This is a genomic window from Sulfitobacter sp. L-8 (assembly GCF_056859255.1).
This window is the reverse complement of record NZ_JBSXOD010000046.1, coordinates 270,661-290,812: the sequence shown is the minus strand read 5'-3', so window position 1 is coordinate 290,812 and position 20,152 is coordinate 270,661. Positions and strand designations below refer to the sequence as shown.

The 20,152-nt window shown below is 58.1% G+C and carries 20 protein-coding genes and 1 riboswitch; of the genes, 14 read left to right on the top strand and 6 right to left on the bottom strand.

All coding sequences use genetic code 11. From position 1 onward, the window contains the following. Window positions 1–125: 125 nt before the first annotated feature. Window positions 126–1,250, top strand: a complete 1,125-nt coding sequence (locus AC13DE_RS10895; RefSeq protein WP_483047827.1) for an aminotransferase — start codon at window positions 126–128, stop codon at window positions 1,248–1,250. Between the two features lie 21 nt (window positions 1,251–1,271). Here the strand turns inward: AC13DE_RS10895 and AC13DE_RS10890 are convergent, their stop codons facing one another. Then, entirely contained in the window at window positions 1,272–2,030 is a 759-nt protein-coding gene (locus AC13DE_RS10890; protein ID WP_483047826.1) for an enoyl-CoA hydratase, read from the bottom strand. 213 nt (window positions 2,031–2,243) lie between these two features. Between AC13DE_RS10890 and AC13DE_RS10885 the strand changes: the two genes are divergently transcribed. Beyond that, window positions 2,244–2,558, top strand: a complete 315-nt coding sequence (locus AC13DE_RS10885) for a putative quinol monooxygenase (protein ID WP_483047825.1) — start codon at window positions 2,244–2,246, stop codon at window positions 2,556–2,558. Here AC13DE_RS10885 and arsJ read toward each other — a convergent pair. The 3 genes from arsJ to AC13DE_RS10870 are packed head-to-tail and all read right to left on the bottom strand — an operon-like array spanning window position 2,555 to window position 5,666. Then, a complete protein-coding gene (gene arsJ, locus AC13DE_RS10880) occupies window positions 2,555–3,763 on the bottom strand; it encodes an organoarsenical effux MFS transporter ArsJ (protein ID WP_483047849.1) in 1,209 nt (402 codons plus the stop codon). The genes AC13DE_RS10885 and arsJ overlap by 4 nt on opposite strands. 56 nt (window positions 3,764–3,819) lie before the next feature. After that, window positions 3,820–4,818 carry an ArsJ-associated glyceraldehyde-3-phosphate dehydrogenase gene (locus AC13DE_RS10875; RefSeq protein WP_483047824.1) on the bottom strand — a complete coding sequence of 333 codons (999 nt, stop codon included), beginning with the start codon at window positions 4,816–4,818 and terminating at the stop codon, window positions 3,820–3,822. Window positions 4,819–4,820: 2 nt separating this feature from the next. Then, entirely contained in the window at window positions 4,821–5,666 is an 846-nt protein-coding gene (locus tag AC13DE_RS10870) for an arsenate reductase/protein-tyrosine-phosphatase family protein (protein ID WP_483047823.1), read from the bottom strand. Between the two features lie 230 nt (window positions 5,667–5,896). Between AC13DE_RS10870 and AC13DE_RS10865 the strand changes: the two genes are divergently transcribed. The 12 genes from AC13DE_RS10865 (at window position 5,897) to AC13DE_RS10810 (ending at window position 18,117) form a co-directional block, all read left to right on the top strand. Continuing rightward, complete coding sequence (locus AC13DE_RS10865; protein ID WP_483047822.1) at window positions 5,897–6,739, top strand: hypothetical protein; 843 nt, start codon at window positions 5,897–5,899, stop codon at window positions 6,737–6,739. Then, window positions 6,739–7,698, top strand: a complete 960-nt coding sequence (gene cbiB / locus AC13DE_RS10860; RefSeq protein WP_483047848.1) for an adenosylcobinamide-phosphate synthase CbiB — start codon at window positions 6,739–6,741, stop codon at window positions 7,696–7,698. The genes AC13DE_RS10865 and cbiB overlap by 1 nt, the downstream gene beginning before the upstream one ends. Beyond that, a complete protein-coding gene (gene cobD, locus AC13DE_RS10855; protein WP_483047821.1) occupies window positions 7,691–8,668 on the top strand; it encodes a threonine-phosphate decarboxylase CobD in 978 nt (325 codons plus the stop codon). The genes cbiB and cobD overlap by 8 nt, the downstream gene beginning before the upstream one ends. A gap of 72 nt (window positions 8,669–8,740) precedes the next feature. Continuing rightward, window positions 8,741–8,950: riboswitch (cobalamin riboswitch) on the top strand. 133 nt (window positions 8,951–9,083) lie between these two features. Then, complete coding sequence (locus AC13DE_RS10850) at window positions 9,084–10,883, top strand: TonB-dependent receptor plug domain-containing protein (RefSeq protein WP_483047820.1); 1,800 nt, start codon at window positions 9,084–9,086, stop codon at window positions 10,881–10,883. An 85-nt stretch (window positions 10,884–10,968) separates the two neighbouring features. Further along, complete coding sequence (locus AC13DE_RS10845; protein WP_483047819.1) at window positions 10,969–11,721, top strand: ABC transporter substrate-binding protein; 753 nt, start codon at window positions 10,969–10,971, stop codon at window positions 11,719–11,721. Further along, window positions 11,718–12,341, top strand: a complete 624-nt coding sequence (gene cobO, locus AC13DE_RS10840) for a cob(I)yrinic acid a,c-diamide adenosyltransferase (protein WP_446297409.1) — start codon at window positions 11,718–11,720, stop codon at window positions 12,339–12,341. The genes AC13DE_RS10845 and cobO overlap by 4 nt, the downstream gene beginning before the upstream one ends. 77 nt (window positions 12,342–12,418) lie before the next feature. Then, window positions 12,419–12,928, top strand: coding sequence for a bifunctional adenosylcobinamide kinase/adenosylcobinamide-phosphate guanylyltransferase (gene cobU, locus AC13DE_RS10835; RefSeq protein WP_483047818.1), 510 nt, complete (start codon window positions 12,419–12,421; stop codon window positions 12,926–12,928). A gap of 77 nt (window positions 12,929–13,005) precedes the next feature. Next, window positions 13,006–14,031 (top strand): nicotinate-nucleotide--dimethylbenzimidazole phosphoribosyltransferase, encoded by a 1,026-nt coding sequence (cobT, locus tag AC13DE_RS10830; RefSeq protein WP_483047817.1) that lies wholly within the window; start codon window positions 13,006–13,008, stop codon window positions 14,029–14,031. After that, the gene (locus tag AC13DE_RS10825) at window positions 13,980–14,780 is read left to right on the top strand and encodes an adenosylcobinamide-GDP ribazoletransferase (RefSeq protein WP_483047816.1); all 801 of its coding nucleotides are present in this window, start codon (window positions 13,980–13,982) and stop codon (window positions 14,778–14,780) included. The genes cobT and AC13DE_RS10825 overlap by 52 nt, the downstream gene beginning before the upstream one ends. 69 nt (window positions 14,781–14,849) lie before the next feature. Further along, entirely contained in the window at window positions 14,850–16,277 is a 1,428-nt protein-coding gene (locus tag AC13DE_RS10820; RefSeq protein ID WP_483047815.1) for a DUF6880 family protein, read from the top strand. A gap of 111 nt (window positions 16,278–16,388) precedes the next feature. Then, window positions 16,389–16,865 (top strand): CreA family protein, encoded by a 477-nt coding sequence (locus AC13DE_RS10815; RefSeq protein ID WP_446297404.1) that lies wholly within the window; start codon window positions 16,389–16,391, stop codon window positions 16,863–16,865. A 91-nt stretch (window positions 16,866–16,956) separates the two neighbouring features. Next, the gene (locus AC13DE_RS10810) at window positions 16,957–18,117 is read left to right on the top strand and encodes a lytic murein transglycosylase (protein ID WP_483047814.1); all 1,161 of its coding nucleotides are present in this window, start codon (window positions 16,957–16,959) and stop codon (window positions 18,115–18,117) included. Window positions 18,118–18,129: 12 nt separating this feature from the next. Here AC13DE_RS10810 and AC13DE_RS10805 read toward each other — a convergent pair whose 3' ends face one another. After that, window positions 18,130–19,473, bottom strand: coding sequence for a sensor histidine kinase (locus AC13DE_RS10805; RefSeq protein ID WP_446313870.1), 1,344 nt, complete (start codon window positions 19,471–19,473; stop codon window positions 18,130–18,132). After that, window positions 19,470–20,129 (bottom strand): response regulator, encoded by a 660-nt coding sequence (locus tag AC13DE_RS10800; protein ID WP_483047813.1) that lies wholly within the window; start codon window positions 20,127–20,129, stop codon window positions 19,470–19,472. Before AC13DE_RS10800 ends, AC13DE_RS10805 begins: the two co-directional genes overlap by 4 nt. Window positions 20,130–20,152 lie beyond the last annotated feature (23 nt).

The window sequence follows — 20,152 nt, the reverse complement described above, 5'->3', positions numbered from 1 at the left end:
TCACCCTGAAATATCGGCATAGATATCGACAAGCCAACGAATGTTTGGTCAAACTGCGCTGAAAACGTGGCACTGTTCGATGGCTTTCGACGACGACCACGCCTCTTACTCACAAGGACCCATTTATGTACATTGAACCCTTCGGCGTAGAAATCTGGATGAACGAATGGGAGACAAAATGTGCATTGAACCTGGCCGAAACCTGCGTGGAAAGCCTGACCATAAAAGAGCTTTTGCAGCTTACAGGTAAAAACGATACCGATCTGTCTGGCTTGCTGACGATGAGGATGACGTATGGTGCGATCGAAGGATCGGACAGGCTCAGGGATGCTATTGCGGGGATCTATGACACCCAGGCACGGCAAAACATTATCGTCACACACGGGACGATCGGGGCCAATATGTTGGTGCACAAGGCGCTGGTGGGGGCGGGTGACAGGGTTGTCGCAATCGTACCAACCTATCAGCAGCACTATTCCATTCCCGCAAGTATCGGGGCGGATGTGCAGCAGCTACAACTGCGCGAACACGACGGGTTTCTGCCCGATCTCGATGCGCTGCGCGACCTGGTTGTGCCCGGTACAAAGCTCATCGCGCTAACCAACCCGAACAATCCGACCGGAGCATTGATCGAACGGCCGATGCTTGAAGAGATCGTGCAGATCGCCCGCGCCGCAGGTGCCTGGATCTTGTGCGACGAAGTCTATCGTGGCACCGACCAGCATGGGGCAGGGATGACAACGTCTATCGCGGATCTTTACGAAAAGGGTATCAGCACAGCGGGCATGTCCAAGGCGTATTCGCTGGCCGGATTACGGCTGGGCTGGATCGCTGCCCCGCAAGAGGTAATCGAAGCGGTGTCGATCCATCGCGACTACGACACGATTTCGGTCGGGGTGATTGATGACTATTTCGCCGCATTGGCGCTAGAGCACCGGGAAAAGGTTTTGGCGCGCAGTCAAACCATCACCCGCGGCAATCTATCCCTGCTTGAGGATTGGGTGGAAAAGGAGCCTCGCATCAGCTGGGTCAAGCCACGCTCTGGCACCACGGCCTTGTTGAAATACGACCTGCCAGTATCATCAAAGGAATTCTGCGTCACGCTATTGAACGAAACCGGCGTGATGTTCACACCCGGGTCGGCGATGAACATGGAAGGCTATGTGCGCATCGGCTATGCCAACAATCCCGATATCTTGAAAAAAGGGTTGGCCTTGGTGTCTGACTTTCTTGCGCGACAGCCGGAATAGGGAGGGGCAAAGTCTGGCCGATCAATCAAACACCGGTACCCGCTTGAGCATCTTGGCCTGGACCACCTCGGCAAATTCCGACGATTTCAGTTGCGCCGCGAACAGGACGGATTCCTTGCGCATCTGCTCGAGCATCTGATCGCGACCCTGCCGGATAAGGCCCTTGGTTTGTTTCATTGAATTGGGCGCGGATGCCGCCACCTGGATGGCTGTGGCGTTGACCTCGCTCAAAAGCTCAGTGCCCGGAAATACACGTGATACCAAGCCAAAATTCCGTGCTTCGGTTGCATCGAGCACCCGGCCCGCAAGCAGCATGTCGTTAGCGACTGCCATACCGACAGCGGCGGGCAGCAGCATGGATGAACCGGCTTCCGGGACCAGCCCAAGCTGGACGAACGGTGTGCTGAAAGTTGCAGTTGTGGCGGCCATGACCAGATCACAATGCAGCAACATCGTTACCCCCACCCCGATGGCAGGGCCGTTCACAGCGGCAATTACCGGTTTGGGGCAGTGCGAAATTGCGGTCAGAAAGCGTAATACCGCTGGGGTTTCGTCACCCTGGTGGCCCATGGAGAAATCGCGGATATCATTGCCAGAGGTAAAATATTCGTCTGCTCCGGTAATGACAAAGGCCCGGGCATCGTCGCTGTTGGCGTAGTGTTCCAGCGCATCGGCCATAGCCCCATACATCGCCTGCGTGATCGCGTTTCGCTTTTCCGGTCTTGCAATCGTGAGCGTCGTCACGCGGTCGGCAGTGGTGATCTGGATATTTTCGGTCATGGGCTATCCCGTGGTTTCAAGGCTGCATCTGTCGGTGTCCCGGTCTCGTGTTCCGTAACCGGCGTGTCGTCCCATTTCATAAGCGAACCAGACCGGTGCGCAAACCGGTTTTACCAATTCCGTTGGGTCATCAAGGTGTAATGCGTCGTTGCCGCCTGCTGTCAGAGCCGCTAGCGTGACGCGAACCAGTTCAACGCAGATAGGATGCATTTTATGTCTAACGTTCATGTGGTCGCTGTGATTACCACCAAGCCCGGCCAACGCGACGCGGTACTGTCATTGTTCAATGCAAATGTTCCTGCGGTGTTGGCAGAAGACGGCTGCATCGCCTATGAAGCCACGATCGACACCCCGGATGCCGGTCCGATGCAGGCGTCGTTTGGTCCGGACACCTTTGTTGTCATCGAAAAATGGGCCAGCCTCGAGGCGCTAGGCGCACATGCGCGGTCTGACCATATGAAAGCCTATGCCAACAGCACAAAAGACATGCTGGCGGATCGCAAGATCCATATCCTGTCCCCGGCCTAAACGACATCCCTTGCTTGTACCGGTGCTTGCAGTTGCGTGGTTGCCCACCAGCTTAACCCGATCATGACAGCGGCGGTCGCAAGACACAGGGCCAGCCCGCCCAATTGATACATTGCGCCGGATAAAACTGTACCGGCCAACCGACCCGCCGCGTTTGCCATATAGTAAAATCCCACATCCATCGTCACTCTGGTGGCATCGGTGAAGCTGAGGATAAGATACGAGTGCAGCGATGACGTGACCGCGAAGATCGCCCCGAAGGTCAAAAGTCCGAACACAATAGCGCCGGTCAAGGTGACGGACGGGTGCGATGTGGCCCATACCAGCGCCGCCAATATCGTCGGAATCAGCATCAACGCGGCGGTCCATTGGCGCACCTGACTGTTCAGGCCAGTGTTCGACAGTGATTTTGCGTTGCCCAGAATACGCGGTGCCATGCTTTGGACAATGCCATACAAGATTGTCCAGATCGCCATGAACGTGCCGATCAGGAAAAACGCCTGCCGGTCTGCGGCGTCGCTGCCATCCGACAATACCGCATAGAAATAAATCGGGATCCCGACCACGAACCACACGTCGCGCGCGCCGAATAGAAACAACCGCGCCAGGCTCAGCCAGTTGATGTTGCGGTTGCCGGAGAGGACCTCTCGAAACTTCGCATCCTTGCGTCCGACAGGCAGGCCCCTGGGCATCCCGACAACCACCCCGATCAATATGATGAACAAGATCGCCGCCATCGTCAGGATCGACGGGACAAAGCCAAACAGCCCCAGAACCGCCGCCCCGATCAGGAAGCCGAATCCTTTGACGGCGTTCTTGGAACCCGTCAGGGCCGCGACCCAGCGAAACAACCCGGAGCCGTCGGCAGGAGCGAGCACCTTGACGGCGCTCTTTGCGCTCATCTTGGCAAGATCCTTGGCCACTCCGGATGCGCCCTGTACCAGCATCACAAACACCACAGATGCGGTAACACCCCACGCCGGATCCAGCTGTGCCAACGCCAACAACGCCGCGACTTGCAGCGCCAAGCCTGCGTAAAGCGTCGCCGTCAGCCCGTACCGCGCCGCGATCCAGCCTGCGGACAGGTTGGTCACAACGCCGGCAACTTCATAGAGAACAAACAGATAGGCAAGCTGGACCGGGGAAAAACCAATCGTATGAAAGTGCAGCAGCACCAACATGCGCAGTGCACCGTCCGTCAACATGAACGCCCAGTACGCCGCCGTGACCGTGATATAGGCGGCAAGCCCTGGCCGAGATGTCACAGCCCGTTACCTACCATCTGCGCCACATCAGCCAAACGATGTGCATAGCCGTATTCGTTGTCGTACCAGGCATAGACTTTGACCTGGGTGCCATTGACGACCATCGTCGACGGCGCATCAATGATGCTGCTGCGGGGATCATTGGTATAATCGCTCGACACCAGCGGCCGTGTTTCGTAGCCCAAGATACCCTTGAGCGGGCCTTCGGCCGCCGCCTGGAAAAGACTGTTGACCTCGTCCACTGTTGTGTCGCGTGACATCTCAAAAACACAATCGGTGATGGAAGCGTTCAACAAGGGTACACGGACAGCATGACCGTTCAACTTACCCTTGAGCTGCGGATAGATCAGCGTGATCGCGGTGGCCGAGCCCGTGGTCGTGGGTATAAGATTGGTCAGTGCTGAACGTGCGCGGCGCATGTCTTTTGCCGGACGGTCAACGATGGTCTGGGTATTGGTGACGTCGTGTATGGTCGTGATCGAACCGTGCCTGATCCCTATGCCGTCAAGCAAAACCTTGACAACCGGGGCCAGACAGTTGGTCGTGCAGCTTGCTGCCGTGACGATATGATGCGCGTGAGGGTCGTAGATTCCTTCGTTGACCCCATACACGATATTCGCCGTCGGCCCGTCCTTCACAGGGGCCGATACCACCACCTTTCTGACACCTGCACCAAAATAGGGGGCCAGCTTGGCCTCGGTCTTGAATGCGCCGGTGCAGTCAATCACCACGTCCACGCCCGCAAGCGGCAGATCCGCCAGACCGGGGTTGCTGGTGACGGGAATTCGGGTTCCGTCAATGGTGATCGATGTATTGTCCGCCGAAAAAACTGCCGGCCAACGACCGTGGACTGAATCAAATTCCAGCAGATGAGCGTGCATCGCGGGGTCGCCCGTCGTATCGTTGACGAAGGCTATCTTCTCATTGCGTTCCAGCAATGCGCGCAGCACAAGTTTGCCGATGCGGCCCAAGCCGTTGATTGCATATGTCGTCATTTTCAGTGATCCTGTCCTGAGGTTTTGCGGCCTATCTCATCCACGCTTTTTTGCAGAGAAACCCGGTCGAGCGCATGGAACGGCAATGAGGCGAAAGCGCTGATCCTGTTGTGGACTGCGCCGTACACCTGCTGAAACGCAAGCTGACGCTCCGCAACGTTTCCTTGAAACTTGGCCGGGTCCGGCAGGCCCCAATGCGCTGAAACCGGTTGCCCGGGCCAGGTCGGACATTCTTCGTTGGCTGCGCGATCACAGACGGTAAAGATAAAATCCATGCGGGGGGCCTGTGGGCTTTGAAATTCCCCGAGGGTCTTGGGGCGTAAAGTCGACACATCGTGCCCCTTGGCCACGAGCATTTCCAAAGCGAACGGGTGTAGGCCGGGCTGGGGCGACGTGCCAGCCGAATACACATCGAACCTGTCTGGCGCGAGGTCCCTCAGGATGGCTTCGGCAAAGATCGAACGGGCCGAATTGCCAGTGCAGATGAACAATGCATTGAATTTTCGGTCGACGGCCGGGCTGATGCCGCCGATAAGATCATAAAAGGACGGCGGGCAGAGATCGGCACGACCCTGGCAGCAGTCCTGAAAGAGCCCTCCAACGATCTCCCGGGCCGCATCCAGATTAACTGTATATCGCAACCACGTTGCCTCGCGACGTTGCGAAATCAGCCCGACCTGGGTGAGCGTCGCAAGATATGCCGAAGCGGTGCTGGGTTTCAGCGCGAGTACATCAGCGATTTCTCCGGCAGGCAACGCATCGGGAAAGCGCCGCATCAGCAGCCTGAAAACAGCCATGCGCTGAGTGTGGCTTAAGGCAGAAAGGCGCGTGATCAACATTGATTCCATATTTCACGAATTATGGAAATACAAAATCAGAGTCAATCCGGTTTTTGACCCGGCGAGCGAAACGCAGGTGTCGGGAACCGCGATGCTGGTATAGCCCCGGCCAAGAGAAGGCCTTGCCGAAAGCCAAAGATGTGGCCGAGGTAAAGAAACTTGGCCGCGATGTTGTAGATTGAAGTGCGATGGTGAATATGCGCAAAGATCCCCGCAGGCGCTTTTCAACAACGGTCCAGATGTACAAACAAGACGAAATCCTGCGTACCCTGCCGCCAGCGGGTAAGGCATACGGACATTTCGGCGAATGGCTTCAGGGGCGCTTGGGGGCTGAGGGTCCAGTGGTTCTTGTGACGCTGCGGTGCGACACGCTGTTTGCGCAAGCCTGGTATGAATCCGGCCCGAATTTGGAATTGAGCGTTTCTGGTCCGGCGGCGGTGTCCCGCCAGCATCTAAGCCGTTTGCTTTGCTGTCTTCAGCGCCCGCAGACAGGTCGGTTCGTGGTGTCCGCAAATGTGCCGCAAGGCGTGGGGGCGGGGGCGTCGACGGCGGCTTTGGTGGCTCTGGGTCGCGCGGTGGGTGCTGATGACGGACAGTTGGCAGCAGCCTGCCTGCATGTCGAAAAAGCCACCGACCCTTTGATGTTGGCACGCCCCGACGGCGTTGTTTGGGCATCGCGAAAGGCACGGATTTATCGCCACCTCAAAACGCCTCCGAAGGCTGAAATCCTCGGGGGCTATTTCGGGCCACCTATATGGACAGATGCCCAAGATGACCGGTTTGCCGATATATCAGACCTATTGGCAGCTTGGGGCGATGCCACGGACGCCGCCGACCTAGCCAAAATTGCGCAGCTCGCGACCGAAGCGGCGGACCGCACAACACAGTTGCGTGGACCATTGAATGATCCGTCGGCGGCACTTGCCCATAAGCTCGGGGCGCTAGGATACGTACGCGCGCACACGGGATCGGCGCGGGGCTTCATCTTCGCGCCGGGTTGCATACCTGTGAATGCGCAAAACGCCCTTCGGGATGCCGGGATGCAAGGGATCACAAGCTTTACCACGGGATCCGCGATATGATGTCCTTCGCAGCCGCGTTGTTGGCGGGCTTTCTGGTTGAAGCGACCGTAAGCTGGCCCATGGCGGTATTTCGCAAGATCGGCCACCCCGTGAGCTGGATCGGTCATCTGATCAGCAAGCTTGAAGCCTTCCTGAACCGACCGTCACATTCGCCCGTCAGACTGACGGCCTACGGGGCGATCACAGTGTTTCTAGTGCTTGTTGCCTGTGTGTATCCGGCTGTGGCAGTAAGCTCCGTCCTGCCAAACGGTTGGTCCGGTGTGTTGATTGGCGGGCTGCTGTCGTGGCCTTTTCTTGCCACCCGGAGCCTGTATGATCACGTGCAGGCGATAGCGCTGCCCTTGGCCCGGGGTCAAACCGATCAGGCCCGCGGGGCCGTGTCGTTGATCATTGGCCGAAACCCGGAAACCTTGGATGATAAGGCCATTGCGCGGGCTTCTCTGGAAAGCCTGGCCGAAAACAGTTCTGACGCGGTGATTGCGCCATTGTTCTGGGGGCTGGTGTTCGGGCTGCCCGGCTTGGTCGGATACAAGGTGATCAATACCTTCGATTCCATGATCGGCCACCGGTCGGCGCGCTACGTCCATTTCGGAATGGCGGCTGCCCGGCTCGACGATCTTGCCAATCTGATCCCGTCGCGGATCACAGGGGGGCTGTTCACAGTGGTTTCGGGTCGACTGCGACACGCTGGAAAAGTGATGTTCCGCGATGCAAACCAGCACCGGTCACCGAATGCCGGATGGCCCGAAGCGGCGATGGCCGCAGCGCTTGATATTCGCCTGTCAGGCCCCCGGGTATACGGGAACATGGTCGCGAACGAACCATGGCTGAACGGTGAGGCCGCTGATCCCGACGCTGGATCGGTGCGCCGGGGACTGGGGCTTTACCAACGCGTCATGCTGGTTGTCGCTTTGGGGTTGGGATTGATTGCGCTGCTCGAGAGGATGACGAATGCGTGACCACGGAGGAAATCTTGCTCGGGCGATTGCACGTTATGGTGGCCAACCGGACAGTTGGATCGACCTGTCGACTGGTATAAACACTGTGCCGTATCCGGTCGGCCAGATAACCGCCAGCGCCTGGCACCGTCTGCCCGAAACCGCAAGCCTGAAGCAGTTGGAACGCGCAGCGCAGCACGCGTACGGGACCACCGGCGAAGTCATTCCCGTTGCCGGCGCACAGGCGGCGATACAGATGATTCCGCATGTGCAAGGGGTCGGTACGGCTAGCGTCCTGTCCCCGACCTATAATGAACACGCAGCCGCGTTGCGTGCCGGTGGTTGGCAGGTGGAAGAAGTGGGTCTCTTTCAAGCACTGGAAGGCAGCGACCTTGCCGTTGTGGTGAACCCGAACAACCCTGACGGGCGCGTCTATGCACCGCACACCCTGATGGCGCTGGCGCAAACCGTCGGATTGCTGGTCGTCGACGAAAGCTTTGCCGACGCAGACCCGGATGCGTCGCTGGTGGGGCAGGGCGATGCTCTGGTCCTGCCCGACAACGTGGTGGTCTTGCGATCTTTCGGAAAATTCTACGGGCTTGCAGGCGTCCGGTTGGGGTTTGTGCTGTGTCGGCCTGAACTGGCGCAGAAATTCCGCGAAATGACCGGGCCTTGGCCCGTGTCGGGCATGGCAATAGAAATCGCGCAGCGGGCGCTACACGACGATACTTGGGCACAGGCCACGCGGGCGCGGCTTTGCGACGATGCGCAGCGACTGGATGCACTGGCTGTCGCCGCCGGTTGGACGGTGGTTGGCGGTACGTCACTGTTTCGTACCTACGCCACGAATGACGCCCTTCTGGCGCAGAAAATGCTCGCCAAGCGTCACATCTGGACACGGGTCTTCCCCTATTCCCCCAGTTGGATACGCATGGGTCTTCCCGGTACGGCGGCCGATTGGGAGCGACTGAAGATCGCGATGGAAACTTGACGAAATCGACGTTGTACCGTTTTCGTCTGAATTTCGCCGCTTTCCGCACTTGACAGAAATCTGGTCCAGTGATTTTTAGGGCAGGCTTTTGGTCTGGGCGCTCGGTGTTTTACGGGTGTCTGGTTAAAAGGGAATGTGGTGACCTGTCAAAAGGGAATCCATAACTGCCCCCGCAACTGTGAGCGACGTAACAGGTTGAAAATGCCCCCCGCATACCGGGTGGTTCCAGTCAGTCAAGGTACGATCCGCAAGTCAGGAACCTGCCAAAAGAGAACACCCGGTTTGGGCGCGGGGCGCGTTGAAACGGCGGATATTTCCGCAGTGGTGTCAGTCACCATCTGCGGGCGGATAATCCCTCCCCAGGTAAAATTGTTATGTACCGGTCACTGACCGGAATTTTGGCTTGGAAGTCGTTATGAAATACACCTTGAAACAGACCTTGTTGTGCACAGTCGCACTTGTCCCGACGCTGGCGTTCGCGCAGGCCGATGACACTATAGCCCTAAGCCCGATCATGGTCTACGGCGGGCTTTTGCCCACCACGCTGGCTGCAACCGGCGCGACGATCGAAGTGGTGGACGCAGAGGATCTGAAAAAATCCGGGCCCGGCGTCGCTGATGCGCTGGCGCGTCTGCCTGGCGTGTCGCTTAGCGCGAATGGTGGACTGGGAACGCGGTCGACCTTGCGGGTGCGCGGCTTGGGCAGCACATATATCGGCGTCCGTGTCGACGGGATCGAAGTCACTGATCCATCAAGTACGCAATCAAGCTTTAACTTCGGCACCCTGACTGCCGGTGCGGTGAACCGGGTTACGCTGATCAAGGGGACGCAAACCGCGATTTACGGATCGGATGCGATTGCCGGGGTCGTTGATGTCGAAACATGGCGCCCGGTTGTCGAAGGCGCATCAGGCCGCACCACACTGGAGTATGGCAGTTTCAACACCCGCACGGCAACCAGCAGCGTTGGTTTCATGGACGATCGGGTTGAACTGGCATTCACCCTGAGCCGTGTTCAAACCGACGGTTTTTCTGCCCGCAGCTCGGACACGGAAAAGGATGGTTTCAAGCAAAGCTCTGCCAACCTGTATGCCGCATACCAGGTCAGCGATGCATTGAAGGTGGGCGTTGCGGGGCTATGGTCTGACAGTACCGTCGAATTTGACCGCTCTACAACCGACAGTTCCGGTGTGTCAGACGAAACCCGTGCGGGCCTGCGCGCCTTTGCCGAATACACCCAAGGCGCTTGGGTGCACGAATTGTCGGTCTCGCAATTCCGCAATAATCGCTATGACGCGAAAGGCTTCACCAAAAGCTTTATCGGTGAACGTCTGAAAGCCGCCTATCTCGGACGGGTCGAGCTTTCGCCCGCGACAAACTTGGCATTTGGTCTGGACTGGACGAAAGAGCGCGCATCGCTTGACGGTACCGAATACGAAGCATCCAACAAGGCCGCTTTTGCAGAGGCACAGTTCACGCTTCGCGAGGATCTGGAGCTTTCCACCACGCTTCGTTACGACGACTATACCGATTTCAAAGGTCAGTTTTCCGGTCGTGCCGCATTGGCGTGGCACACGACGCAAGCAACAACAGTACGGGCATCAATCGGAACCGGCTACCGGGCGCCATCTCTCTATGAACGGTTCGGTCCCTTTGCGGGCGGAAATCTCGCACCGGAAACCAGCACCAGCCTTGATCTCGGTGTCGAACACCGAATTGGCGAAATGGCGACCTTGCGAGCCACCGCCTTTTACACGGAAATCACCGACCTGATCGACTTTGATTTTGCCACATTTGCCTATGCACAAGTTCCCGGTAAAACCGTCACCAAAGGTGTGGAGCTGTCGGGTGACTACCGCGTTACCGACCGTATATCGGTCAACGGCAATTACACATACACCTTTGGAGAAAGCGCCAATGCGCGTTTGACACGGGTCCCTACCCACGAACTGATCGTCGGGGCAGATTTCGACGTGACGGACCGGTTTACCACCGGCCTACAGATCACGCGGGTCGCTGGTGTCGTGGACGGGTTTGGCACAGCGACGCCGCTTGATGACTATACGGTCGTTGATCTTACGGCGCGCTATGACATCACGGACCGCGCGAACGCATATTTTACCGTGCGCAACCTTACGAACGAGAAATATGAAACGGTCCGGGGCTATAACACCTCGGAGAGGGCATTCTATGTCGGGGTTCAGGCTGATTTCTAATCTGCTTTGCCGCACTGCTTTGGCGGGGTGTCTGATGGGGGGTGCACTGTCGGCCCACGCTTCTGACGCTCCGCGAGTGGTATCGATGAATTTGTGTACGGATCAGCTTGTCATGCTGCTGGCTGATCCGGCTCAGATCGTGTCACTGAGCCGACTGGCAACAGACGCACGGTCTTCTTCACTGGCTGATCAGGCCAAAGGCTATCCACAAAACGCGGGCCATGCCGAAGAGATTTTTCTGTCGGCCCCTGATGTTGTGGTTGCCGGACAATACAGTGACAAGGCCACGCTCGATATGCTTCGGGTAATGGGCGTGCGGATTGAACAGTTCCCGCTGACCTCGAGACTGGATCAAATCCCTGATCAAATCAGGGAAATGGGCGATCTGCTGCATCAAACCGCCAAGGCGGAACGTCTTGCCGGGACCGTCGAAAGCTTTCTTGCAGCCGCACCGGTCGCGGACAGTGATGCGCCGGTCGCGGCCTTCTACTATCCCAACGGGTACTCGTTGGGGGTTAACACGCTTGGCCATGACATCGTTACCACCGGGGGGTTGCAGAATTTGTCCGAAAAGCTCGGGATGCTCACCAGTGGCCGGTTGGATCTTGAGCTTTTGGTGCTTGAAGATCCCGATGTGCTGATCACCGCGGAACCGTACACGGGTGGGTCGCGATCTGAGGAAATCGTTTTCCACCCAGCCCTGGCGCATTATGCAAAAATGGACCGTCTGCTTTACAGTTCGTCTGATTGGGTCTGCGGCACACCGATCACCCTGAGAGCCGTACAGCAGATTTCACGTGCCCGTGACACGCTTTTACAGCAGGAGACTACCAAATGACCGATGCCACGCCAGACGACAAGAAGCTCTATGCCGAAAAAATGGCCAAGGTCCAGACGGCGCGCAGCAAGATGATGGCCAAGAAGACGGTCAAGAAAGGGCTGATCATCGTGCATACCGGCAATGGCAAGGGCAAAAGCAGCTCTGGCTTCGGGATGATCCTGCGCGCGATCGGCCACGGGTTCCCTTGCGCCGTCGTTCAATTCATCAAAGGGTCGATGTTTTCGGCGGACAGGCAGGTCTTGCAAGACCGTTTCAGCGATATCTGTCAGGTTCATGTAATGGGCGAAGGCTTCACGTGGGACACCCAGGATCGCGACCGTGACATCGCCGCGGCGTCGCGCGCGTGGGAAAAGGCCAAGGAGCTAATTCGCGATCCGAACAACCGGATGGTTTTGCTGGATGAACTGAACATTGCGCTGCGCTATGATTACCTGAACGCCGATGACGTGGCCGAGTTTCTCTTGGCCGAGAAGCCTGAGATGACCCACGTCGTTATCACCGGCCGCAACGCACCAGAACGGTTGATTGAAATCGCTGATCTGGTGTCAGAGATGAAAGAGATCAAGCATCCGTTTCGCAAGCAGGGCATATCTGCGCAGGCCGGGGTTGAATATTAACGCAAATCACTTTGCGCCTGTCCCAAGGTGTACAGGATCAAACCGCCTTGGGACGACCGCAAGAAAAGGTGACCGTTATGCACAAAAGAGTTTTGGTTACCGGCGGGGCGAAATCCGGTAAAAGCCGATACGCGGAAATGATGGCCCGGGCGTTCGACCTACCGCTGATCTATATTGCGACCGCGCAACCACTGGACGACGAAATGCAAGACCGCATCCGTGCCCACCAAGAGCAACGCGGCCCCGACTGGCAAACCGAGCAAGAGCCATTGGACCTTGGCGGTGTCTTGCGCCGTACGGACGGTCAGGGTGTTCGGCTGGTCGATTGTCTGACCCTGTGGCTGTCGAACCTGATGATGGATGGCCGGGATTGGAACCAGGAAACGGACGCGCTTTGCCGCGTGTTGCTTGACCAGCAATCACCGGTGGTTCTGGTCACCAACGAAGTCGGCGGCGGCATCGTGCCCGTGTCGGCCCTGAGCCGACGATACCGCGACGCTTCAGGTGTGATGAACCAGAGGATCGCGGCACTTGCCGATAAGGTCGTTTTGGTAAGCTGCGGTCTGCCTCTGACCCTCAAGGAATAGCAGCAGGATTTTCGGCTATAACAATGCCCGAACGTGTCGGTTTCGGTCACCACTCACAGCGCATAAAGGTTTTTACCATGTCCCACGTCAACTTTCCCCTTAGCAGTCTGGATGACATCGCAACTTTGGTTAAGCACCTGCCCGAAACCGACGCCAAGAGCCAAGCGGCCGCGCGGGCGCGACAGGACTGTTTGACCAAGCCGGCGGGTTCTTTGGGCGGCCTCGAAGATCTCGCGGTGTTTTTTGCGGGGTGGCAGGCGGTAGAATTGCCTCGGATCGCACACGCGCAGGCAGTCGTATTCGCCGGAAACCACGGAGTCTGTGCGCAAAACGTCAACCCGTTTCCCCAAGAGGTAACCGCCCAGATGGTTTTGAACTTCAGGGCCGGTGGCGCGGCGATCAACCAGTTATGCCAGGTGAACGGAGCGGATTTGTCGGTGGTTGATCTGGACCTGGACAAACCGACGGCGGATTTCACCGCTGCTCCTGCGATGACCGCGGCAGAGTCTCTGGCAGCGTTGAATGCCGGTGCCGCCGCGGTGTCGCCGGATGCGAGCGTATTGATACTGGGCGAAATGGGCATCGGCAATTCGACCGTGGGGGCCGCCCTGGCAACTGCATCCTTCGGGGGCGAAGCGGCGGATTGGGTCGGGCGGGGAACCGGGTCGGACGACGCCGGCGTGCAGCGAAAAGTCGACGCGATCAACCGTGCGGTATCGCGCCATAGCGCCACGATCGGCGACGGGTGCGCGGTGTTGAAGGCCTTGGGTGGGCGCGAGCAGGCAGCGATTTGCGGGGCGGTGCTGGCAGCGCGACTGTGGCGTATTCCGGTGATCCTGGACGGGTTCATCTGCACGGCTTCCGTCGCACCTTTGTATACACTGGATCCTGCCTGCCTTGACCACTGCCTTGTCGGCCATCTGAGCGCGGAACCCGGTCACAAGCGATTGCTTGACGCAATGGGCAAGACAGCCGTTCTTGATTTCGACATGCGATTGGGCGAAGGGTCAGGGGCAGCGCTTGCCTTGGGTATCGTCCGTTCGGCGTTGGCGTGCCACGCGGGAATGGCAACCTTCGCGCAAGCTGGCGTGGCAGACGGGTGATGCTGCTCAGGCGGCTCGCCGAAGCCCGTCTGGCGATGTTGTTGCTGAGCCGAATACCTGCTGGGCGCATTGGTGACCCGATCCCTGCCATAGGGGCATCTGCCTGGGCTTGGCCCCTGGTCGGAGCAGTAATCGCAGCCCCTTCCGCACTGGTTTATCTGCTTTTTCACATGATTGGACTGGGTGCTCAGGCGGCGGCATTGGGCATGGTCGCCGCGATGGCTTTGCTGTCAGGGGCGATGCACGAAGACGGGTTGGCCGATATGGCTGACGGGTTTGGTGGCGGGCGTGATAAACTGCGAAAGCTGGAAATCATGCGCGATAGCCGGATCGGCAGCTATGGTGTTTTGGCGCTGATTTTTGCCGTGGCGTTTCAGATGTCGCTCATTGCAGAGCTTGCGGACCCGTCAAGGGTCATCCCGGTTGCTATCGGCATTGCCATGGCCAGCCGCAGCTTTTTGCCTCTCTGGCTGTGGGTATTGCCACCGGCCCGACCTGACGGGTTAGGTCAGTCTGCGGCGCAGGTATCACCCACGGCGGTCGTCATGGCACTGCTTTTTGGTCTGCTGGGGTTGCTTTCGCTGGGCCTCATGACCGCCCTGTGGGTGGGGGGCGCGATGCTACTGTGTACGACCTTGGTTGCCATGCTGGCTAAATCCCAAATAGGTGGCCAGACCGGCGACGTCATCGGCGCAATGCAGAAGATTGCCGAACTGACCGGCTGGGCAGTGGTAATCGCCTTGCAATAGCGTGCCTGTGTCAGGGCGAGGGCGATCTAGCATCTTTTCAACCGGCGCCGCCAATGCGACAAGGGAGTTATGTCGAAAAAGACCCTGAACAAAGCGAACCTTGCGAACCTTGGTGCGGACCGGCTGGCCGATCTGCTGATAGAGGTCAGCGCGGGCAGCGCCGACATGAAGCGACGGCTGAGGCTGGAGCTTAGTCACAATCTGGGTCCATCGGAACTGTCCGCGGACGTACGCAAACGGCTGGTGTCGATCCGGCGCGCAAAGACCTATGTGGGCTGGCGAAGGCGCAAGGCGCTGATTAAGGATCTGAACACGCAAGCCGACATGATCATTCTCAAGATCGCGCCGGCGGCACCGACCGAGGCATTCGAGTTGCTTTGGCAGTTTCTGGAACTTGCTCCTTCTGTGTACGATCGTGTGGATGACACCAAGGGCGACGTGGCCCAGGTTTTTGGCTATGCTATTTCCCACATCGACGAGATCGCAACGCGTGCAGGGCTGGATCCGACGGCCCTGGCTGAGCGGGTATGGGAGGCGGTCCAAGGCAATGAATGTGGCGAGTTTGACGGCATTATCGGGCATCTTGGTCCCGCTTTGGGGGACGCGGGCATGGAACACCTCAAGCGATTGATCCTGACCTTTGAAAAAGCGCCGCTTGAAGCCGACGGCGATCATGCGGCGCTCCGGTTTTTACGTGATCTGCGCAGTCGCAAAGGGAATTACGCTGCTGAACAGAAAAGCAGGATGATCAAGATGTGGCGGCAGGAACTGGCTGTCGCGCAGGGCGACACCTCTGCCTATATCGCGCAGTATTCAGCCGCGGATTTGAAGCGCCCGCCTATCGCCGTCGAAGTGGCCGCGCTGCGGTTGGAGCAGGGACAACCCGACCAGGCACTCGCTGTATTAACTGATGCGAGACCCGAACAAAACGCCCCGGATCGTGAGGGTTGGGACCTTATCTATATCGAAGCTTTGATAGCGTCAGAGCGTTTTGAAGATGCGCAAAAGCATCGCTGGGATGGTTTTCTAGCGACATTGAACCCGGTTTTGTTGCGCGCATATCTTCGGGTGTTGCCCGATTTTGAAGATATCGAGTTTGAAGAGGCGGCCAAGGCCCATGCGGCACGCTTTGGTGATGTAACCACGGCGCTTGGGTTTTTCCTTGCGTGGCCGGACCTGGGGCATGCCGCACGTCTGGTCGAGCAGCGGGCGACGGAGATTGACGGAAACCTTCATCACGTGCTTGGGCCCGCGGCCGAGGCGTTGCGCACCCGGTACCCGCTAGCAGCGGCGTTGCTTTGGCGTGCGATGGTAAATGAAACGCTCCGCAAGAACCGCAAGGATCAGTATGGTCCGGCCGCGGACTACCTGATGGATTGCGCCGCTGCTGACCTTGAGATCAACGATTATGGTACGTTTCAATCGCATGGCAGCTTTGTCGATGCGCTGCGCAAGCGGCACGGCCAAAAGGCAGCGTTCTGGACGCGGGTATCTTAGCGACACTGGCCTTGGGGTAGTTCCATACTGTCACGGAAAGCAACGTTCTTGTAAAAATGACGTTTTCGTCAAATCGGCAGGAACCAAAGCACGGGCAAAGCGTATGGTTGGATGAACACATTCAAACGAGCCGCCTCCGTATCAGTCACAGCCCTTGGGCTGATGGCAGTCTTGTCGTCAGCCAAAGCCGAGATCATCGGCAATGTCGATGTCGATTGGCTGGGCAATGACATCGTCGTCGAGGCGCTTTCAGACCCGAAAGTCAAAGGTGTGACCTGCCATCTGGCATATTTTGATCGCGGATTGATTGATCGGTTGCAGAAAGGAAACTGGTTCGAAGACCCTTCAAATTCTTCGATCTCCTGCCGTCAGACCGGCCCGATTGAAATTGGTGATATCGCCCGCGATGACGAAGGTGAAACGGTGTTCAGCGAACGTCGTTCGATCATTTTCAAGACGCTGAAGGTGAAACGCATCTTTGACCAGGAGAACAACACTCTGGTCTATATCAGTCACGCGCGTGACGTACAAAACGGGTCTGCAAAGATGTCGATGTCCACCGTCCCTCTCTATCGCGCGGACAAATAGGCGAAGCTTTGCCGTAGCGTAGGTGCCCCTTTGCCCGTGCCACGGCATCAGGTAATCTGCATCAAAGCGGCAGCAACAAGGGCGCGGGCAGATGAATATTACACGTAGAAACTTTACCATTGGGACGGCAGCCTTGGCGTTGTCGGCCTGTTCCGGTGCCGATAATTCGGCGTCATTCGCGGCGCGCGGCGACGGCGATCTGCCGTCCGACCTTCTGCCGCAGCCTAACGCTGGATACGATGCCTGGGTCGCTTCATTCAAATCGCGTGCGGGTGGTCAGGGGATTTCTCCGGGCATTCTGAACCAGGCATTTGCCACCACGGGATATTTGCCCGGGGTCGTAAAGCGTGACCGCAACCAAACCGAATTCAGCCGTTCTCTTGAGGATTATCTGGCGATCGCCGCATCGGACGAACGGGTCACCAAGGGTCGCGCGGCCTTTGCGCGCCACCGAAACACGCTGGCCCAGATCGAAGGGCGTTATGGTGTGCCCGCCGAAGTTGTCACGGCAGTTTGGGGATTGGAAAGCTTCTACGGCGAAAGGCGGGGAAATGTGCCGGTCATATCCGCCACCTCGACCCTCGCCTACGACGGTCGACGCGGTGAGTTCTTTGAAAAGCAACTTGTCGCTGCGCTCAAGATTCTGGAACGTGGCGATGTGTCGGTTTCCGGGCTGACCGGAAGCTGGGCCGGGGCCATGGGGCACACCCAGTTCATCCCCACATCATACCAAGCTTTCGCAGTCGATTTCAACGGAGACGGCAAGCGCGATATCTGGTCCGAGGACCCTACGGATTCTCTTGCCTCTACTGCTGCATACCTTGCGAAGTCGGGATGGAAGTCGGGCCAGAAATGGGGCGGCGAGGTCGGGACTGCCGCAGCCGGATCAGCGGCACCGGTTTCGATCTTGCAACCCGATGCCGGCGGGCCACGTTTTGCGGTGTTCAACAACTTCAGCGCGATCAAGCGATACAACAATTCCGATAACTACGCGATCGGGGTGGGGCACCTGTCGGACCGCATTGCAGGCGGTGGTCCGATCCAGGCACAGTTCGGCCCGGACAAGTACGGGATGACCATCGACGATCGCAAGGCGTTGCAGCAACGGTTGACAGCCAGAGGCTTTGACACGGATGGTACCGACGGTGTGATAGGACCAAATAGCCGCAAGGCAATCAGCGCCTATCAGCAAAGCAGGGGCATGACCGTGACAGGTGACCCATCGATAGAGTTGCTCGCGAGTTTGGGTTGATATCCAGACGGATCAGCGCATTGGGGCCGCAAAACGTGCCTCGAACCCGGCGGGCCGCCCTTGGGCGGGCGAATACAGTTCAAGCGAACTGCCGACCTGCCGGGAGATCGTGTCAATGATGTATAGCCCCAGTCCAAACCCGTCTGTCGCCACGGGCCCCTGATGCAGACGTTTGGTTAACTGTTTAAGCTCCTCTGGCGGGACAACGGCACCTTCGTTGACGACGCGCAATACGCCGTCTGGCGATAATGTGACCTCTATCTTCTGCCCCGGTGCCCCGTGTTGAAGGGCATTGTCGATCAGGTTTCCAGCGATGATGCCAAATGCGTCGGCGTCCATTCGCGCCACGACTGGTGCATCGGGAATGTCCAGTGTCATGCGTCCCGAGTTATCGGAACGTTTTTCGCTTTCGTTGACCACATAGCGCAGAATGCGACCTATGTCCGTCTGCTCGCTGGACATGCCGACCCCTGCGTCCGCCCGCGCCATCTGCAACAACCTTGCCACCCGCCGGGCCATCCGCTGCAATGCGTCTTCGACTTTGGTGATGGCCACAAGCGCCCCGGAACCGGACATTTCCACCTTGAGTCGCTGCACTTGCGCCAACGCGACCGCAATCGGTGTCCGAAGCTCGTGAGCGGCCACACTGGCAAACGCGCGTTCGGTCTCGAGCGATTTTGACAGGCGGATGATGAATCCGTTCAAGGATGTCGTAATGGCTGCTAGCTCGGGGGGCTGGCTACTGGCATCAATCGGATCAAGCCGCGCTTCGCCGCGGTTGGAGATTTCGCGGTGCAGCGCCTCCAAGGGGCGCAGCGCGGTATGCGCTATCCAATGGACCAATACGTACGCCAGCGGAATCATCGCGAGCATGGGAAGCAAGAACGCTATGAGGCTTGAATAAAATGCTTCCCTGCGCTCTTCCAAGGGGTCACCGACGCGTACCGCATAGCCTGCGTCGTTAAAATCGGTGGTATAGAAAGTGTGTGTCCCGGTTACTGAAAATCCTTCGGCTATCGCTCCCGTCGGCACATCAGCAAAACGGTAGAGGCGCGATTCGATGATCGGTCCTTCCGAGATGTGCAGGATCTGATACACCAAGGCTTCGTGGACATCGCTAAGTTCGTGCGACTGCAACGCGGCGTTGATGGTTGCGGCATCCAGGAAACCGCTGTTCAGCGCCTGGGTGACGATAGGGCGGAAGAGATGCGCAATCTGATCGATCTCTTCGTCGAACAGCTCTGTTTGTTCGCTGCGAAGTGCCAGCCCCGTGACGAACATTGACAGCAGCCAGATCGCCGCGAAACCCAGGCTGACCAGGAAAGCCAGCCGCCCGATAAGGCTGCGGCGTTTCATCCCTTGCCCATCCGGTACCCGAAGCCCCGTACGGTTTCTATGGCACCACGCCCAAGCTTCGATCGCAAACGGCTGACGTGGGCTTCTATGGTGTTGCTTTCGACCTCTTCGCCATACCCATATAGCGCGTCTTCCAGTTCTGCCTTGGGCACGGTAATCTCGGGGCGTCGGCTAAGCCGGTCGAGAATTGCCCATTCCTTGGGGGTGAGGGTCTTGGATTGACCATCCGCAAGCACGGTCTTTGTCGCAAGCTGAATGCACAGCGATCCGATCCGCCGTTCGGCTTGCCGGTCATTGTCAGTGCGACGCAAGATCGCGGCGATGCGGGCAACCATTTCATCCAGATGGAAGGGTTTGACCAGGTAGTCATCGGCCCCGGCATCCAGCCCTGCTATACGTTCCGTTATCCGGTCGCGGGCGGTCGCGATAAGCACGGGTACGTTGCTGCGCCGGCTCCGCAAGTTGCGCAGAACGTTCAAGCCGTCGCCGTCAGGAAGCGCCAGGTCCAGCAATACCAACGCATAGTCGGTCCCGCTCAGCGCGGCCTCTGCATCTTCGGCGCGGGCGGCAAGGTCAACCACATAGCCTGCTGACCGCAGGTGATCACACATTGCCTGCGCCAGGTCGGCTTCATCTTCAACAATTAGCAGACGCATGGATCCTCCGGTTATTGGATATT

Bases quoted from the DNA above. Each gene is read 5' to 3' on its own strand.
- AC13DE_RS10820 (WP_483047815.1), top strand. From the start codon at position 14,850: ATGTCGAAAAAGACCCTGAACAAAGCGAACCTTGCGAACCTTGGTGCG.
- AC13DE_RS10890 (WP_483047826.1), bottom strand. From the start codon at position 2,030: ATGACCGAAAATATCCAGATCACCACTGCCGACCGCGTGACGACGCTC.
- arsJ (WP_483047849.1), bottom strand. From the start codon at position 3,763: ATGTTGACGGACGGTGCACTGCGCATGTTGGTGCTGCTGCACTTTCAT.
- AC13DE_RS10845 (WP_483047819.1), top strand. From the start codon at position 10,969: ATGAATTTGTGTACGGATCAGCTTGTCATGCTGCTGGCTGATCCGGCT.
- AC13DE_RS10800 (WP_483047813.1), bottom strand. From the start codon at position 20,129: ATGCGTCTGCTAATTGTTGAAGATGAAGCCGACCTGGCGCAGGCAATG.
- AC13DE_RS10850 (WP_483047820.1), top strand. From the start codon at position 9,084: ATGAAATACACCTTGAAACAGACCTTGTTGTGCACAGTCGCACTTGTC.
- AC13DE_RS10895 (WP_483047827.1), top strand. From the start codon at position 126: ATGTACATTGAACCCTTCGGCGTAGAAATCTGGATGAACGAATGGGAG.
- AC13DE_RS10885 (WP_483047825.1), top strand. From the start codon at position 2,244: ATGTCTAACGTTCATGTGGTCGCTGTGATTACCACCAAGCCCGGCCAA.
- AC13DE_RS10815 (WP_446297404.1), top strand. From the start codon at position 16,389: ATGAACACATTCAAACGAGCCGCCTCCGTATCAGTCACAGCCCTTGGG.
- cobD (WP_483047821.1), top strand. From the start codon at position 7,691: ATGCGTGACCACGGAGGAAATCTTGCTCGGGCGATTGCACGTTATGGT.
- cobU (WP_483047818.1), top strand. From the start codon at position 12,419: ATGCACAAAAGAGTTTTGGTTACCGGCGGGGCGAAATCCGGTAAAAGC.
- AC13DE_RS10805 (WP_446313870.1), bottom strand. From the start codon at position 19,473: ATGAAACGCCGCAGCCTTATCGGGCGGCTGGCTTTCCTGGTCAGCCTG.
- cobO (WP_446297409.1), top strand. From the start codon at position 11,718: ATGACCGATGCCACGCCAGACGACAAGAAGCTCTATGCCGAAAAAATG.
- AC13DE_RS10810 (WP_483047814.1), top strand. From the start codon at position 16,957: ATGAATATTACACGTAGAAACTTTACCATTGGGACGGCAGCCTTGGCG.
- cbiB (WP_483047848.1), top strand. From the start codon at position 6,739: ATGTCCTTCGCAGCCGCGTTGTTGGCGGGCTTTCTGGTTGAAGCGACC.
- cobT (WP_483047817.1), top strand. From the start codon at position 13,006: ATGTCCCACGTCAACTTTCCCCTTAGCAGTCTGGATGACATCGCAACT.
- AC13DE_RS10865 (WP_483047822.1), top strand. From the start codon at position 5,897: ATGTACAAACAAGACGAAATCCTGCGTACCCTGCCGCCAGCGGGTAAG.
- AC13DE_RS10870 (WP_483047823.1), bottom strand. From the start codon at position 5,666: ATGGAATCAATGTTGATCACGCGCCTTTCTGCCTTAAGCCACACTCAG.
- AC13DE_RS10875 (WP_483047824.1), bottom strand. From the start codon at position 4,818: ATGACGACATATGCAATCAACGGCTTGGGCCGCATCGGCAAACTTGTG.